Below are 16,184 nucleotides of genomic sequence, written 5' to 3' on the forward strand. Positions count from 1 at the left end.
TGCTAGTCCTTCACGGGTTCGAGGTGCTTGTGGCGCGAGTGACGGCAGGTTGCAGAACGGCGGGCTGGACGGGCGCCGGCTTGAGCCGGACCCGGACCGCGGCGCCGGCGCAGAGGATGACAGCCATGCCGCCGACGACGGTGCTCCACGTCAGGGCCTCGCCGAGCAGGAGGCCCGCCCAGCAGATGGTCAGCACCGGCTGGACAAGCTGGACCTGGCTGACCTGGGCTATGGGGCCGATGGCCAGGCCGCGGTACCAGGCGAAGAAGCCGAGGAACATGCTGACCACGCCGAGGTACGCAAAGGCCAGCCACTGGACCGGCGTGCCCGACGGCGGCTGTTGTGCCACGGACACCGCCACCAGGAACACCATCAGCGGCGACGCCAGCACCAGCGCCCAGGACACCGTCTGCCAGGCACCTAGCTCACGGGCCAGCAGGCCACCCTCCGCATAGCCGATGGCCGCGGCCACCACCGCGCCGAGAAGCAGCAGATCCGCCGAGTGCAGCTGCCCGAATCCGCCGGACTGCATGGAGGCGAAAGCGATGGCCGCCAGCGCTCCCACCCCGGTGATGAGCCAGAACGCCCGGCGTGGACGCTCGCGTCCCCGAAGAACGGCCGCCACCGCCGTCGCTGCGGGCAACAGGGCGATCACCACGGCACCGTGGCTGGCCGGGGTGCTGGTGAGGGCAAAGGACGTGAGCAGGGGAAACCCGACGACGACGCCGCCGGCCACCACCGCGAGGCGCACCCACTGCGTGCTCCGGGGGAGCCGCTGCCGGGTGAGTGCCAGGGCGAAGGCGGCAAGGATGGCGGCCACCACTGCACGGCCTGACCCGATGAACAGCGGGGACAGGGACTCGACGGCCACCTTCGTGAACGGAACCGTGAACGAGAACGCCGCTACTCCGAGGAGACCCCACCAGAGTCCAGTGGGCTGTCGGGCCGGTATCACTGGCGATAAAAGCGTAGTAGCGCTACTGTTGTCTCTCATGAATAACGATAGCAGTTCCCGGATTGTGGCGCATCTGAAGAATTGGCTTTCTTCGGCCGCCCCCGGTGCGAAGCTGCCGTCCACGCGGTCGCTGGTGGCCGATTACCAGGCCAGTCCTGTGACGGTGCAGAAGGCCCTGCAGACGCTCACAGCCCAGGGGCTGATCGAGAGCCGGCCCGGCGTCGGGACGTTTGTGCGCGCCGTCCGGAGCGCCAGACCCTCCGACTACGGCTGGCAGACGGCGGCCCTCCGTTCCCCGCTGGCACCGCTGCCGCCGGCCTCCAGTACCATGCGCAGCGTGCCGAACGATGCCATCACTTTCCACTCCGGCTACCCGGACCGCGAACTCCTGCCGGAGCGGCTGGTGAGGGCAGCCCTTGCCCGCGCAGCCCGGGGCGACGCCGCCCTGTCCCGTCCGCCCGCGGCCGGAATGCCCGAACTACAGTCGTGGTTCGCGCACGAACTCGGTGCCTCCACGCCGGCCGGGACCACCCCGCCGAACCCGAGCGACGTCGTCGTACTCCCCGGAAGCCAAAGCGGCCTCAGCTCCATCTTCACCGCGCTCGCGGGCCGCGGGCAGCCCCTGCTGATGGAATCGCCGTCCTATTGGGGCGCCATTCTGGCCGCGGCGCAGGCCGGCGTGCGCGTTGTCCCGGTCCCCAGCGGACCGGACGGTCCGGAAGCGGCAGAGCTGGCCCGCGCGTTTGACGAGTCCGGCGCTCGGCTGTTCTACGCGCAGCCCAACTACGCCAACCCCACCGGTGCGCAGTGGTCTGCTGAACGGCGGGAACAGGTCCTGGACGTGGTGCGCGTGAAAGGGGCGTTCCTTGTAGAGGACGACTGGGCGCACGATTTCGGCATCACCTCCAACCCCGTGCCCGTCGCCTCCCGCGACGACTCCGGCCACGTGGTGTACCTGCGCTCGCTGACCAAGAGTGTCTCGCCGTCCATCCGCGTCGCCGCGGTCATCGCCCGCGGTCCGGCGCGGGAGCGCATCCTGGCGGACCGGGCGGCCGAATCGATGTACGTCAGCGGGCTGCTCCAGGCGGCAGCGCTCGACGTCGTGACGCAGCCCGGGTGGCAGACGCACCTTCGCAGCCTCCGCCACCAGCTCGAGTCGCGCCGCGACCTGCTGGTCACCAGCTTGCGCCAGCACGCCCCGCAGGCGCACATCGAGCAGGTGCCCAAGGGCGGCCTGAACCTGTGGGCGCGGCTGCCCGACGGGACCGACCTCGAACGGCTGACCCGCGACTGCGAAGCCGCCGGGGTGATCATCGCCGGCGGAAACGAGTGGTTTCCGGCCGAACCGGCAGGCCCGTTCATCCGGCTCAACTACTCGGGGACGAATCCGGGCGCCTTCCCGGAGGGTGCCCGGCTTATCGGCCAGTGCATCGAGCGGAACGGTGCCTGACGAACGGGGCGTTCCCTTATTCGTCCAGCAGCGCGTACGTGCTGATGACGTTGCCCTTCGTGGTCCGGTACTGGTCCTTCAAGCTGAGCCGCGTTATGGGGTCGCCGACCTCGAACAGGCGTTTGCCACTGCCGGCCACCACGGGGTGGGTCATCAAGGTCAGCTCATCGAGCAGCCCGGCGAACAGCAGTTGGCGCACCACGGAAATGCTGCCGGTGACGGCGATTTCTCCGCCGTCGCGCTCTTTCAGGCCAGCCACGAATTGTTCCAGAGGTCCCTCTATCAGGTGCGAGTTCTGCCACTCGAGCGGCTCGGTCAGGGTCCGGGAGGCCACAAACTTCTCCACCGGATTGATGAAGCCGGCGAAGTCGTCATCCTTCGAAGCTGTTGGCCAGTACCCAGCCCACTCCTGGTAGCTCACCCGGCCAAGCACCACGGTGTCCACACGTTCGATCATGCGGGTCAGGCCCTTGCCGAGGTCGTCGTCGAAGCTGTCGAATTGCCAGAGGAACGGGTCTGAGACGACGCCGTCAACGGAGTGGAACAGGCCGGACGTGACTTTGCGCATGGGGTCCTCCAAGGTCAGGGGCAGTTGGCCTCCACGCTATTGGCTGTGCCCTCAACAGGGAACCCCTGCCGGTGGTTGAGCCTGTCGAAACCTGGCCGCAGTTATGTTCGTCACCACTCCTGCGTGTTGCACAAATCCACGGTCCGCCAGCCGCATACTGGTGTTCATGCGGCCTCTCGCCGCGCCCCGGCCAGGCAGGAGGAAAATGCATGGAAACCCTGAAGAAGATCGTACGCAACCAGTACTTCCCCGCGGCCGCGGTGCTGACGGCAGTGGTGCTGTTCTGGATCATCGCCATGTTCGGCGGGCTGTCTCTGCTGAACAACAACCAGCCGCCAATGGCTACCTTGACGTGGATGCTGTTCGTCTACGCCGCAGCTGTCCTGACACCGCTGGCCGGCATCCTGGCCGGTGTGGACCTGGTCCGCCGCTGGCGCCGCAACCGCATGTACGCGTTTGTTGAGACGTTGCAGGACGAAGTGGCGCAGGATGAAGTGGTGCAGGACGAGGAAATTCCCGCCGAGCCTGAAGCCGCAAAGCAGTCGGCGACGAAACAGCCTGCACAGCACCGCCCGGTAACCCAGCAGCAGCCCGTGAAACGCCATCCGGTGCAGCAGCAGCCCGGTAAGACGCAGTCGGTTCAGCCGAAGCAGCGCAAGAAAGCCGCGTAGCCACCGGCCAATACAGGTCAGGCCCAACCGTTACAGGGCCAGCTCCACCCGGTTCCGGCCGGCCGCCTTGGCCGCGTAGAGGGCGGCGTCGGCTTCGCCCAGGAGGGTGTCGGCGTCGGCCTGGTGCTCGGCGCTGAACGCGGAAATGCCGGCGCTCAGCGTCAGCTGGCCCAGCGGATCCCCGGAGTGGACAATCTCCAGCTCGCGCACACTGTCCAGTGCCCGTTCCATAAAGGCCTTGGCGTTCAGCTGCGACTGGTTCGGCAGCACCAGCAGGAACTCCTCGCCGCCGTACCGGTACACTCCATCGCTCCTCCGCGCCGCGCCCACCAGGGCCTTCGCCACGGCCCGAAGTGCAAGATCGCCCGCCTGGTGCCCGTAGATGTCGTTGTAGCTCTTGAAGTTGTCCACGTCGCACATCGCAACGCAGTACCCCTCCGTGTACCGCCGGCTGCGCGCATGCAGCTGCTCGAGGTCCTCGGAGAGCTTGAGCCGGTTGTGCAGGCCGGTGAGCGGATCGGTCCGCGCCTGCTGCGACAGCACTTTCCGGTAGTGGGCCAGGTCCGCGTGCAGCGTGGTCACCCGCAGCGCCACGAGCAGACGCGCATGCAGGACGAACGGGTCCAGTGGCTTGGTGACGTAGTCGTCAGCCCCGGCCTCAAGCCCGGCGAGCACATCGTCCCTGGATCCCTGCGACGTCAGCAGCACGATATACGTGTACAGGTCAGCCTCGCGTGCCCTGATGGCCCGGCACAATGCCAGCCCATCCATCCCGGGCATCATCCAGTCCGTGACCACAACATCGGGCTGGTGTTCCAGGTACAGGGCCCACGCCTCGTCGCCGTCGGCCGCCGTCAGGCAGTCGTGGCCGGAACGTTCGACGGCGGCGCGTGCCACCAGGAGCGAGCCCGGATCGTCATCTGCCACGAGGACTTTCACTGTGTCACCTCCAGCGCTAGATCGAGTTCAAAGTCCACCCGCACCAGCTCAGCTTCAAGCCGGCCGACCAGCTGCGGGCCGCCGTCGAGCCTTCCACTGCGTCCCAGGTCCTCCAGTTCGCCGCAGAGGCTTGCGACGGCGGTGGCGCCGATGTTGGCCGCCGCACCCTTCAGTGCGTGCGCCGCCTGAGCCAGGGCCGGTCCGCCGCCGCCGGCCACCGCTTCGCGCAACGCCGCGAGACGTGCGGGAACGTCCTTCCGGAAGGCCTCCGTTGTTGCAGGAAGCAAGCCCAGGCCGTCCTCCGGTCCGAGGCCGCGCAGCATGGCGAGCCGGTCCGCATCCAGCGCCGGCGCACCGCCACCGGTGACAGCCAGCATCCCAGGTGCCTCGCGCTGGCGAGCGTCGTCCGGCCGAGTAGCCTCGAGCTCTTCCGGCGAAGAGAGCGTCGCCTGTTCGGGGACCCATCGGGTGAGGGCCGCTTCAAGTGCGGCGGCGTCCACCGGCTTGGAGAGGTAGTCGTCCATGCCAGCGGCGAGGCAGCGTTCCCGGTCCCCGTCCAGGGCGCCGGCGGTCATCGCGATGATGGGAAGATGGCTGGCCCCGTCGCGCCGCCGGATGACGCGGGTGGCCTCGAACCCGTCCATCACCGGCATGTGACAGTCCATCAGGACGGCGGCGTAGCGGGTGCTGGCGGTGGCCGCCACGGCCTCGGCGCCATCGGCCACCACGTCCACCGCGTAGCCGAATTTGGTCACCGTGGCCCGGGCCACCAGCTGGTTCACTTCGTTGTCCTCCACCACCAGGATGCGGCCCCGGGACGGCTCAAGGGGCCTCCCCTCAAGGGTCAGCCCAGCGGAGGAGCCGGCGAACGGCTCAGAGGACAAGTCAGCATCGGAAGACCGGCCAACCGCGGAAAACGCCGGGGCGTGGTGTTCACTCGTGGACATCAGCCGGACCAGGCGGTTGTAGAACTCGGAGCTGCGGACCGGTTTCATCAGCCATTCGCGGACCCCGGCATCGGCGATCTCGGCGGCGTTGACCTGCATGGTGGACGTGAGCATGATCAGCTCGATGTTCGCCAGTCCGGCGTCGGCCTTGAGCTCGCGGGCCAGTTCCAAGCCATCGGTATCAGGCATGCAGAGGTCCAGCACAGCCAGGTGGAAAGGCACTCCGTCTGCTGCGGCTTCGTGAGCGCGGGCCAACGCAGCGCGGGCATCCGGCACCGCCTCCGGCTGCAGCTTCCAGCCGCGCAGCTGGGATTCCAGCACCAGGCGGTTGGTGGCGTTGTCATCCACCACCAGGACGCGGAGACCGGTGAGGAAACCGGCGGCCGGCACGGGGTCCGTGGACGGCGGAGCGACGGGCACGGGGATACGGAACCAGAACGTGCTGCCCTCGCCAGGAGCACTGTCCAGGCCGATCTCGCCGCCCATGGCATCAGTGAGCCGGCTGCAGATGGCCAGGCCCAGGCCGGTCCCGCCGTAGCGCCGGGTGGTGGAAGCGTCCGCCTGGGAGAAGGATTCGAACAGCCGGGCGTGGTGCGCAGGGTCGATGCCGATGCCGGTATCGCGGACTTCGAAGCAGACCATGGCGGTGGCGCCGGGTTTCGCGTCCGGTGTCTCGGTGGTCACGCGGATGGAAACTTCCCCGGACGCCGTGAACTTGACGGCGTTGGAGGCGAGGTTCAGCAGGATCTGGCGGATCCGGCCGGAATCACCGTGCAGCCTGGCCGGAACGTCCGGTTCGCAGTAGGCGATCAGCTCCAGGTTCTTGGCCTGCGCGGGCTCGGTCAGCAAGCCCGCCACTTCCTCCACCAGGACGCGGGGATCGAAGGCGCGGATATCCAGGTCAACCTTGCCGGCTTCCAGTTTGGAGAAGTCCAGGATGTCGTTGATGAGGGAAAGCAGCGCCTCACCGGCGCCCTTGACGCCCTGGGCGTACTGCTTCTGCGTCTGGTCCAGCGGCGTCTCCAGCAGCAGTGCCGTCAGCCCCACCACGCCGTTCATGGGGGTGCGGATTTCGTGGCTCATGGTGGCCAGGAACTCGGACTTGAGCCTGCTGGATTCCAAGGCTGCTTCCCGGGCCGCCTTCAGCTCCTGCTCGGCGGCACGGCGCAGGGTAATGTCCCTGGCGATGGTGGCCAACCCGCTGAGCCGGCCGGTCTCGTCCCGGATGGGGGAGACGGTCATCGATACGGAAATGGCGGCGCCGTCCTTTGTCAGGTGCTCCATCTCGAAGCTCATGGCTTGGCCGCTGGCGCGGAGCTGGTCGAACACCTCGGCGGCACCGGCGATACCCCCCGGCGCCAGCAGGAACCGCGCGTCGCGGCCGATCGCTTCCTGGGCCGTGTAGCCGTACTGATGCTGCGCTCCCGGGTTCCAGCTGGTGATGACGCCCTCCGGCGTGGTGCTCAGGATGGCGTCCGAGGAGGACTTGACGATCGCGCCGAGTCCCTCGAGCTCCGCCGTCCGGGCAGCCACCTCCTGCTCCAGCCCGGTGGTGAGGGTGAGGTTTTCGATGATGATCAGGACCTGGCGGACCAGGATGAGGGCCACGGTGATCCTGGCCACCGTCAGCAGGAAGGCGCTCATCTCGCTGACGTGCTCCTGGGCGACCATCATAACGGCCACCAGGATCGGCGCGTAGGGGAGCAGTTCAAGGGCCAGCGCAAACGCCTTGCGGTCCGGCCGCGGGTTTTCCGCATAGGGGAGCAGCGGTGCCAGCGCAATCAGGAGGAAAGCGATAATCCAGCCCAAGGCGAGCGGTGAGCCGGTGACTCCCGTGACGCCGTCGGACGTTAAGCCCACGTAGATGCTGTCCGTGATGGTGAGGACCAGCAGGCCACCGCCGAAACACAGCCACGGCAGCCGTTCGCCTGGCTGCCGGCGCATCCCCAGGACAAGCACCAGCGACGTGATGACCACGTCCACCACGGGGTAGCCCATGGACGTGAGCCGGGTCAGGAGGTCGCCTTCCGAGCTGAACGCCGGGCCCAGCGCCGTGTACCAGCTGACCACCAGGACTGCGCCGGCGATCACCGCGGCGTCCAGTGCCGTACGGACCAACCCCACCCGGGTGGTGCCGCCCGGGCGCTTGAAGCTGAAAAGCGCGATGGCGGCCGGCACCGAATACGCGAGGAACAGGGCGTCAGCCAGTGAGGGGAACGGGGCAACATGGTTGTTGGCGAGCCCGAAGTACGTCCAGACGAGCTGCCCGGCCGCCCATACGTAGGCGGCCGCCGACATCAGCATCCAGGCCCGGGCGTTCACCCCGCCCTGCCAGGCGGCGTGGGCACAGCTGCGACCCGCCAGAATGGCAGCTATGAGGATGGCAAAATCGCCCGCGACGACGGCGGCGGGAGTGCCGCTGTTGGCAGCGAAAAAAAGCCCGAGAACGGCCAGCACCACAGCACCCAGCGCGATCAGCCAAACCAGCTTGGCCGTTCTCCTGCTGATGGCGGGACGTTTCTCCAGAAGACCGGTCTGAGACACGCGGATCCCTCCCCATAGGTGCGCCCGTCACCCACAAAAAACCGAGACCTGGGCCCGCCCGAGACCTGGGCAGAGACGCATCCTTATGATATCCCTCACAACTCAAGAAGGACGGTACTTCGCGTCCACATGAACTACCTGCCGTCCCGAGCGTTGCAGCAGGCTTGCCGCCACCCCGGAGCGGTATCCGGTGGCGCAGTGCACCCACACCGCGCCGGCCGGAATTTCGACCATCCGCCCCAGCAGCTCATGCAGCGGGATGTTCACCGCCCCGGCGAGGTGGCCGGCGTCGTACTCATCTGTCCGGCGGACATCCAGTACCACGTCCCCGGGCCCGCGTCCGTGCAGCATTTCGGCCCAGTCCACACGCGGATAATGCACGACGGCGGTGCCCGGGGCGAGTGCCGACGGTTCCGTTCCGAGGGCGGCATCGGGGGAGTTGATGCCGATGCGGGACAGGTCCCGGATGGCCTTTTCGACGTCCTCTGCTGATCCCACCAGAGTGAGCTGCTGGTTCCAGGGCAGGACCCAACCCAGGTAGGCGGTGAAACTGGAGCCGCGGCCGTACTCGAAACTCACCGAACCCTGCAGATGGCTCCTGGCGAACGCCACCCGGTGGCGCAGGTCCACCACCCATTCGCCGTCCGCGAGCCGGCGGCTGAGCTCCGCCGGCTCCACGGATTCCGGCACAGTGAGGTCCGCCGGTTCCGGCCCCGTCCGGTTCGCAGGGGCCATGTGTGCGTAGTAGGACGGGTAGGCGGTCAGGTTGCTGATGAGCTCCCGGACAAAGTGGTCCTCACTGGCGTCCGTGAACGCGTGGTTGGTTTCCTGCTGGTCGGCAAGGGTGGAGGCGCGGACGCTCGACGCCGGCCCGGATGAACAGAACGAACCGAACCCGTGGGTGGGGTACAGGGCAGCGTCCGGCTTGGCCTCGGCGGCCAGGCTGCGGACCGAGGAGTACTGGGCACGGGTGAGCCGTTCCGTGTCCTCGCCGCTGACCAGATCAGTGCGCCCCACCGACCCGTAGAGCAGGCTGCCGCCCGAGAACACGGCCTGTTCATCGCCGTCGCTGACCACATAGCTGAGGTGGTGGTGGGTGTGGCCGGGCGTGGCCACGGCCTTAACGGTGAGCCGGCCCACCTGGACCGTGCCGCCGTCGGCTATTGGCGTGCGTTCAAACCCGACGTCTTCGCTTGCGCTCACAAGATACTCGGCACCGTGCGCGCGGGCCAGGATGAGCCCGCCGGTGAGGTAGTCGTTGTGCAGGTGGGTTTCGGCAACGTGGGTGATCCGGACGTTGGCCTCCGCGGCCGCGGCCTCCACCCGGTCCGTGTCCCGCTGCGGATCGATGACCAGGGCCACCTCGCCGTCGTGGACCAGGTAGCTGCGGTCCCCGAGCGGCCGTGTTTCAATGACAACGACGTCCATAGGTTCATTGTCCTCGCGAAGTGGGATACATGTTCGGCTCAGCCGGTCTTTGGCCGCCGGGCCGCCAGGGCTGCCAGGGCGTCTTCCGCCTGCCGGCTTGCCAGCTCCAACCGTTGGCCGGACTCCGGCAGCGAGAACAGGTACCCCTGCAACGAGTCGCAGTCCAGAGCTGTGAGGTAATCAGCCTGCACCGCCGTTTCGACGCCTTCGGCGGTGACGGTCAGGCCCAGGCTGTGGGCCATGTTGATCATGGAGCTGAGGATGGGCAGCCGTTCCTGTCCCGTCCGCACCATGGACACAAAGGTGCGGTCGATTTTTACCGTGTCCACCGGCAGGTCCTGCAGCCGGCCCAGCGACGAATAGCCTGTGCCGAAGTCATCCAGGGCCACCCGGACGCCGGCCTCCCGCAGGCTGCTGAGCTGGCGAATCAGGCCGCAGTCGGGGTCGAAAAACACGCTTTCGGTGACTTCCAGGACCAGCTGGTACGCGCCCACGCCACAGGCCGCTGCCAGGCGGAGGACGCCGTCGGCAAAATTTGGTTCCTGCAGCTGCATGCCGGACACGTTCACCGCGAGTGACCGCGATGGGTCCTCGTGCAGCCACGGCGCCAGCTGCACCAGGCTGAGCCCCATCACTTCATTGCCGATTTCGCCGATCAGGCCGCTGCGCTCCGCCATCGGGATAAAGTCCGACGGCGGAATCCGCTCGCCGTAGTGGTCCCAGCGGGCCAGGGCCTCGAACTGGACCGTTTGCCCGGTCCGCGGGGAGACAATCGGCTGGAAGGCCACGGAGATCTCGCCCCGGGTGACCGCGAGCTGCAGCGCCGCTTCCATCTCCGTGCGCTGCACCAGGGCCGTCATCATGTCCGGATGGAAGCGCAGGAAGCGGTTCTTTCCGGCAGCCTTGGCCGCATACATGGCGATATCCGCCTCGCGGAGCAATTCGGAGGCGACCATTGCTTCTTTGCCAACGGAGGCGAGCCCCAGGCTGAGGCTCGGCCGCAGCAACGTGCCGTTGATGGTCACGGGCACGTGCAGGCAGCGGACGATGCATGCCGCTATGGCATCGGCGTCGGGGCAGGCCGTCAGCAGCACCACAAACTCGTCGCCGCCGAGGCGGGCCACCACGTCCGCGGTGGGCACGCAGCCGCGGAGCCGGCGTCCCACTTCCACCAACATGTCGTCGCCTGCCTGGTGGCCAAGGATGTCGTTGACTTCCTTGAAATCGTCCAGGTCAACAAGCAGGACATCCACGGTCTTGAGGCGTGGCTCGGCGAGAGCCGCTGTGAGGGACTGGTTGAATACCGCCCGGTTGGCCAGCCCGGTAAGCGGATCCTGGAAAGCCAGGGCCCGCAGCTGTTCCGCCTGGGCAGCCAGGTCAGTCATGGCCTGCTCGGCTTGCTCCTGCGCCAGCCTGCGCGGCGTGACATCACGGAAGCTCCATACCCGGCCAGCGATCTTCTCGCCCACCCGTTGGGGCCGGGAATACCGTTCGAAGGTTCTGCCATCCTTGAAGTCCAGCACGTCGTGGCTTTCTGCCCCCGGGTTTTCCGCAACCTCTGTGAGCCGGGCCAAAAAGGCCTCCGGATCCGCAACCTGGGAGACGATGAGGCGCATGATGGGGTCTTCAGTGTCGCCGTCCAGTAACTCGGGCGGAATGCCCCACATTTTCAAGAACTGGTCATTGAACCCGGCAATACTGCCGTCGGAGCTGATCACCAGGATGCCGTCCGCCGTGGATTCGAGGGTGGCCGTCAGCAGCGACATAGCCTCGCGGAGGTCGGCGTCAGCTCCTTTGCGGTGTTCGGTGCTCCGGACTGAGACCAGCAAAACCTGCGAACCGCCGTGGTCCAGCAGCGAGCCCGCCACCTCGGCAGCGAACTCTGTGCCGTCCCGATGCAGTCCGAAGACTTCCCGCGGCGGTTGCAGTTCATCCGGCTTCGCCTGCAGGTGCTCCTGAAGCAGCCGCGTTTCATTGCGGAAGCCGTCTGAGAGGAGCAGCCAGTGGTTGCTTCCGATCAGCTGATCGCGCGTGTAGCCGAAAAGCCTGCTGGCCTGCGCGTTGGCCATTTTGATGGTGCCGTCCGCGTTGACAGCCAGAAGCGCATCCGGGCTGGCATCAAGGAACGCGCCGAAACTCTGCGCCCCCAGATCCTTGTCCTGCCGCCTGGAACCCCCCATGCGCTACCACCCCCACGCACATCATAAAGTGCCGGTTGTGATCGGTACGTAAACGGGCTAAGAGTTATGCACTCCTGTGAGGCGGGCCTCGGAAACCTGACTGGCATCCGCGTTGGTGCCCAGCCCGCGGACCACCCAGCCCTCTGCCTGCCAGGCACTGGCATCGAGCACGTTCCTGGCGTCCAGGATCACGCGCCGCCGCACCAAATCGCCCGCAGCAATGGGGCTCAGGCGCTGGTACTCGTCCCACTCTGTAAGCAGCAGCACCAGCTCCGCATCCTCCAAAGCCCGCGTTGCTGAAGCTTCGAAGCGCAGTTGCGGATACCGCAGCCACGCGTGGTTGACGGCTTTCGGATCGGTCACCGTTACGTGCGCGCCGGCGGCTGCCAGCCGGGCCGCGACGTCAAGGGCGGGGGAGTCGCGGATGTCATCGGTCTCGGGCTTGAAGGAGGCGCCGAGGATGGTGATGGCGCGTCCGGAGAGCCCGCCGCCGCACAGTTCCGCGGCCAGGGTCACTGTTCGGGTCCGCTGGCGGACGTTGATGGCATCCACCACGCCCATCCAGTCGTTGACCGGATCCACGCCCAGCGCAGCGGCCTGGCTGCGGAGGCTGCGGATGTCCTTGGGCAGGCAGCCTCCACCGAAGCCCAGCCCGGCATGCATGTAGCGGTTGCCGATCCTCGGGTCCATTCCCATCGCCTCGCTGAGTTCGGCAATGTCCGCGCCGGACGCGTCGCACAGTTCGGAGATGGCGTTGATGAAGCTGACCTTGGTGGCCAGGAACGCGTTCGCTGCCGACTTGATCAGTTCCGCCGTGGCAAAGTTGCACACCAGGCGCGGAATGCCGGCGTTCAGCAGCGGCTCGTACACGGCATCCAGCGCAGCCGTCACCGCACGCGGCGCCCCGGTCTTGGGGTTGAAGGCCGCAGGGCGTCCGCCCGCCACGCCGTAGACCAGCCGGTCCGGCACCAGTGAGTCCTTCACCGCGGTGCCCTGGCGCAGGAACTCCGGGTTCCAGCCCAGCTGCACGTCCGGCCGCCCCGCGAGGACGCCCTGAAGCATGTCCACCGTGCCCACGGGCACAGTTGATTTACCAACGACGACGGCGTCCCTCGCCAGGTGCGGGAGCAGCGCCTCGGTGGCTGAAACGAGGAAGGTGAGGTCGGCGCCGTCGGACGTTTTGGACTGCGGTGTCCCGACGCACAGGAAGTGGACCTGGGCGCCGGCGGCAGCGGCGACGTCGGTGGAGAACTTGAGGCGGCCGGTGCTGCGTCCATCACGGAGCAGCTCGTCCAGGCCGGGTTCGAAGAAGGGGGCCAGGCCGCGGCCCAACTGGTCCACTTTGGTGGCGTCCACGTCGATACCCACCACGGTGTGGCCCATGGATGCGAGCGTGGCGGCGTGCACCGCGCCGAGGTAGCCGCAGCCGATCACCGAAATTTTCACAGGGATGCTCCACTCTTGATTTGGACAGGCTCAACCACCGGGCGGCGAGTGCTTCTGGTTTTCACAGGCCCTACCACCGGAATGACAGGCTCAAGCACTGGTTCCCCGGCGATTACTGATCCGTAATGACGTAACAGTTCAGCGCTGAGCACCGGCCATGTCCGGGCCTGGACCGAGGCGTGCGCTGCCGTGGCGAACGCGCGGCGCTTGGCGTCATCGCCCATCAGGTCCATCACATGCGCACGCAGCCCGGCCAGGTCGCCGGGCCGGTACAGCCAGCCGGTGCGGGAGTTTTCCACCAGGTCCAAAGGCCCGCCGCGGCCTGTTGCGACCACCGGTACCCCCGAGGCCATGGCCTCCTGGATGGTCTGGCAGAACGTTTCGAACTCGCCGGGATGGACAAAAAGATCGAAGGACGCCACTGCCTTCGCCAGCTCCGCACCGCCCAGGAAACCGGTGAACACGGCGTCCGGCAAGGCCTCCTGCAGGGCGGACTTCTGGGGTCCGTCACCCACAATCACCAGCCTGGAATTCGGGACATTGGCGAGCGCTGCGAGGTCTTCCACCTGTTTTTCGATGGCCAGCCGGCCCACGTAGCCGATGATCCGCTCACCGCCGGGGGCAACCGTTGCCCGCCACCCGGCGTCGCGCCTTTCCGGCGAAAACCGCGCGGTATCCACACCGCGACGCCACATGCCCACCCGCGGAATCCCGCGGCCGCGCAACTGGTTCAGCGCGAAAGTGGACGGCACCAGGGTCCGGGTGGCCAGCAGGTGGATGTTCTCCACCCGGTTCCACGCCCAGTTCTCCAGGAACGGCACACCATAGCGGGCGGCGTAGCTGGGAACCTCGGTCTGGTAGATGGCTATGGTGGGGATCCCCAACTGATGCGCGGCCTGCACTGCCCGCCACCCGAGGATAAACGGCGATGCGAGGTGGACAACGTCGGGTGCGTAGTCGGCAAGGATTCGCTTGACCCGGTACACACCGCCCATCGCCACTCGCACGTTGGTGTAGCCGGCCAGTGGAACGGCGGGAACCCGGTGCACTGTTGCGCCGTGAACTACCTCGGCCGGTCCTGCGAACTCGGCGACCGCATGGGTGGAGGGGGCGATGACCAGGACCTCGTGGCCCTGGTCCTCCAGGTGTTCAAGCACCCTCAGGATGGAGTGGGTCACCCCATTCATCAGCGGCAGGAATGACTCGGCAACAATTGCGATCCTCACCCCTCCAAGGTGGGCGCGGCGCCTGTCGGTGCGGGGTCACCCGGGTTGAGTCGAGGGAAAGGTTTGGTTAACAGATCAGCGTTGGGGTCAGCCGCCTTCGCCGTGCCGCAGCACGTCCGGGAGCTCGTCCACATAGACGGTTTGCGGTGGCTCGAAATAGATGACCAGCACTTCGTCGCCCACGGCGAAGACGCTCGTCTTGTCGAAAGGGCGGGCATGGAAGGCGTTGGTGCCGCCCAGGTAGGGCAGCATGACCTCGCCGAGCGTTCCGGGCCCGATGCGGCCCGTCACGCGGCCGATCTTGCCGGTCAGGCTCCGGTCAACGTTTTTATGCATCGGGGGCTTTCTCGGGGCGCTTACCTTCCCGGTTGTTCTTCAGCGCCGAGGACAAGGCCGGAAGGTAGTCTCCCACCTGGGCGAGGATGCCGCCCAGCATCTTGTTGACACCCTCGCCACCGTTGAGCACGGTCATCTGGCCCACGTGGGAGAAAGGCTCGGCGGCTGCGGCGATGATGGCCGGCATGTTTTCGGCCAGCTGCTGCGAAATGACGGCGTCCTGGTTGGTCCCGAGCGCTTCGGCCCGCGCCTTGATGCCGTCCGCCTCGGCCAGCGCCTTGGCTTTGATGGCGGAGGCCGCGGCGTCACCGCGGGCCCTGGTGGCAGCCGCTTCGGCCTCGCCAGTGACCTTCGTGGCTCCGGCCGCAGCCGCAGCGGCAGTGGCGTTCGCCTGGGCAGTCAGTTCCGTCCGGCGGGCATTCGCCTGCGCCTCAAGTTCCGTGCGGCGGGCCAGCGCTTCGGCGGCGCTGATGTCCGCCGCCTTCTGGCCCTCCGCGTCGGTCCGCTTGGCGTACGCCTTGGCATCGGCGGGCTTCCGGACGGTGGTCTGGAGCTTCTGCTCCTCCCTGTCCGCCTCAAGTTTGGCCACTTCCGTTTCCTGGACTACGACGTGCTGCCTGGCCGTCGCATCCGCCAGCGGTCCCGCCTGGGCGGCCTCGGCTTTGGCCCGCTCGGCGTTTGCCTGCGCCACCGACTGCCGGATGGCCGAAAGGCTCTGCGCGTCCGCGATCAGGGCAGCCGCCTCGGCTTCCTTCTCAGCCGCCTCACGGTTCCGGGTGGCTTCGGCGATTCGGGCCTCCATTTTGACCTGGGCTATGTGGGGCTTGGCTATGTTCTGGATGTACCCGGTGGGGTCCTGCAGGTCCTTGATCTGCAGCGAGTCCACCACGAGCCCCAGCTTCTCCATTTCCACCCCGCTGGCGCTCCGGACCTGGGAACCCAGTTTGTCCCGTTCGCGGATGATCTCTTCCATGGTCATGCTGCCGATGATGGAGCGCAGGTGGCCCTCAAAGACGTTGTATACCTGGCTTTCCATTTTGGGCTGCTGGCCCAGGAAACGCCTGGCCGCGTTCGCGATAAACGGCGGGGCATCACCGATTTTGTAAATCACCACGCCTTCAACAATCACCTGGATGCCTTGGGAGGTCACGCAGGAAACCTTGAGTTCTGTTTCATTCAGTGTCAGGGAAAGCGTGCGGACGGTCTGCAGGCCCGGAAATACCAGGGCGCCCTTTCCGGTGACAATCTTGAAGTCCATGCCGGCCCGGGTTTCCAGGGTTCCGCGGGTGAGGCCGGAGATGATCAGGGCCTCGTTGGGCTCCGCCACCTTCCACATCAGTTTGATGGCTCCCCACACCACACCGACCACCAGTATTGCCCCGATAATCGCAGCAAGAAGCGGGAAGAACGCTGACAGATCCGGCATGACGAGGTCCTTTCACGGGTGCGGAAAGGCCTCGCCGCACATCCCCAATAAATGCACCTGACCAGGCC

The 16,184-nt window shown here is 67.0% G+C and carries 12 protein-coding genes; 2 read left to right on the plus strand and 10 right to left on the minus strand.

The genetic code is table 11. The features are described from left to right. Positions 1-10: 10 nt before the first annotated feature. Positions 11-994 carry a DMT family transporter gene (locus ACZY0Q_RS11530; protein WP_463916942.1) on the minus strand — a complete coding sequence of 328 codons (984 nt, stop codon included), beginning with the start codon at positions 992-994 and terminating at the stop codon, positions 11-13. Between ACZY0Q_RS11530 and ACZY0Q_RS11535 the strand changes: the two genes are divergently transcribed. Next, positions 993-2,405: an aminotransferase-like domain-containing protein gene (locus tag ACZY0Q_RS11535; RefSeq protein ID WP_463916943.1), complete on the plus strand. Its 1,413-nt coding sequence runs from the start codon at positions 993-995 to the stop codon at positions 2,403-2,405. The genes ACZY0Q_RS11530 and ACZY0Q_RS11535 overlap by 2 nt on opposite strands. 16 nt (positions 2,406-2,421) lie before the next feature. On the opposite strand, the gene ACZY0Q_RS11540 is transcribed toward ACZY0Q_RS11535, so the two are convergent. Then, complete coding sequence (locus ACZY0Q_RS11540; RefSeq protein WP_463916946.1) at positions 2,422-2,973, minus strand: dihydrofolate reductase family protein; 552 nt, start codon at positions 2,971-2,973, stop codon at positions 2,422-2,424. A 209-nt stretch (positions 2,974-3,182) separates the two neighbouring features. Between ACZY0Q_RS11540 and ACZY0Q_RS11545 the strand changes: the two genes are divergently transcribed. Beyond that, positions 3,183-3,644, plus strand: a complete 462-nt coding sequence (locus ACZY0Q_RS11545) for a hypothetical protein (RefSeq protein ID WP_463916948.1) — start codon at positions 3,183-3,185, stop codon at positions 3,642-3,644. A 30-nt stretch (positions 3,645-3,674) separates the two neighbouring features. On the opposite strand, the gene ACZY0Q_RS11550 is transcribed toward ACZY0Q_RS11545, so the two are convergent. From ACZY0Q_RS11550 to ACZY0Q_RS11585, 8 genes are all read right to left on the minus strand, one after another. Then, on the minus strand, positions 3,675-4,583 hold the full coding sequence (locus tag ACZY0Q_RS11550) for a GGDEF domain-containing protein (protein ID WP_463916950.1): 909 nt from the start codon (positions 4,581-4,583) through the stop codon (positions 3,675-3,677). Then, on the minus strand, positions 4,580-8,074 hold the full coding sequence (locus ACZY0Q_RS11555) for a response regulator (RefSeq protein WP_463916952.1): 3,495 nt from the start codon (positions 8,072-8,074) through the stop codon (positions 4,580-4,582). The genes ACZY0Q_RS11550 and ACZY0Q_RS11555 overlap by 4 nt, the downstream gene beginning before the upstream one ends. A gap of 102 nt (positions 8,075-8,176) precedes the next feature. After that, a complete protein-coding gene (locus tag ACZY0Q_RS11560) occupies positions 8,177-9,502 on the minus strand; it encodes a rhodanese-like domain-containing protein (RefSeq protein ID WP_463916954.1) in 1,326 nt (441 codons plus the stop codon). A gap of 38 nt (positions 9,503-9,540) precedes the next feature. After that, entirely contained in the window at positions 9,541-11,682 is a 2,142-nt protein-coding gene (locus ACZY0Q_RS11565; RefSeq protein WP_463916956.1) for a putative bifunctional diguanylate cyclase/phosphodiesterase, read from the minus strand. Positions 11,683-11,739: 57 nt separating this feature from the next. Next, positions 11,740-13,128 (minus strand): UDP-glucose dehydrogenase family protein, encoded by a 1,389-nt coding sequence (locus ACZY0Q_RS11570; RefSeq protein WP_463916958.1) that lies wholly within the window; start codon positions 13,126-13,128, stop codon positions 11,740-11,742. Further along, positions 13,125-14,354: a glycosyltransferase family 4 protein gene (locus tag ACZY0Q_RS11575; protein ID WP_463916960.1), complete on the minus strand. Its 1,230-nt coding sequence runs from the start codon at positions 14,352-14,354 to the stop codon at positions 13,125-13,127. The genes ACZY0Q_RS11570 and ACZY0Q_RS11575 overlap by 4 nt, the downstream gene beginning before the upstream one ends. A gap of 87 nt (positions 14,355-14,441) precedes the next feature. Further along, positions 14,442-14,690, minus strand: coding sequence for a hypothetical protein (locus tag ACZY0Q_RS11580; RefSeq protein ID WP_463916962.1), 249 nt, complete (start codon positions 14,688-14,690; stop codon positions 14,442-14,444). Continuing rightward, entirely contained in the window at positions 14,683-16,116 is a 1,434-nt protein-coding gene (locus ACZY0Q_RS11585; protein WP_463916964.1) for a flotillin family protein, read from the minus strand. The genes ACZY0Q_RS11580 and ACZY0Q_RS11585 overlap by 8 nt, the downstream gene beginning before the upstream one ends. Between the last annotated feature and the right edge of the window lie 68 nt (positions 16,117-16,184).

It is taken from the genome of Pseudarthrobacter lactosi, assembly GCF_055412785.1.

Bases quoted from the DNA above. Each gene is read 5' to 3' on its own strand.
- ACZY0Q_RS11530 (WP_463916942.1), bottom strand. From the start codon at position 994: ATGAGAGACAACAGTAGCGCTACTACGCTTTTATCGCCAGTGATACCG.
- ACZY0Q_RS11560 (WP_463916954.1), bottom strand. From the start codon at position 9,502: ATGGACGTCGTTGTCATTGAAACACGGCCGCTCGGGGACCGCAGCTAC.
- ACZY0Q_RS11565 (WP_463916956.1), bottom strand. From the start codon at position 11,682: ATGGGGGGTTCCAGGCGGCAGGACAAGGATCTGGGGGCGCAGAGTTTC.
- ACZY0Q_RS11545 (WP_463916948.1), top strand. From the start codon at position 3,183: ATGGAAACCCTGAAGAAGATCGTACGCAACCAGTACTTCCCCGCGGCC.
- ACZY0Q_RS11540 (WP_463916946.1), bottom strand. From the start codon at position 2,973: ATGCGCAAAGTCACGTCCGGCCTGTTCCACTCCGTTGACGGCGTCGTC.
- ACZY0Q_RS11580 (WP_463916962.1), bottom strand. From the start codon at position 14,690: ATGCATAAAAACGTTGACCGGAGCCTGACCGGCAAGATCGGCCGCGTG.
- ACZY0Q_RS11585 (WP_463916964.1), bottom strand. From the start codon at position 16,116: ATGCCGGATCTGTCAGCGTTCTTCCCGCTTCTTGCTGCGATTATCGGG.
- ACZY0Q_RS11535 (WP_463916943.1), top strand. From the start codon at position 993: ATGAATAACGATAGCAGTTCCCGGATTGTGGCGCATCTGAAGAATTGG.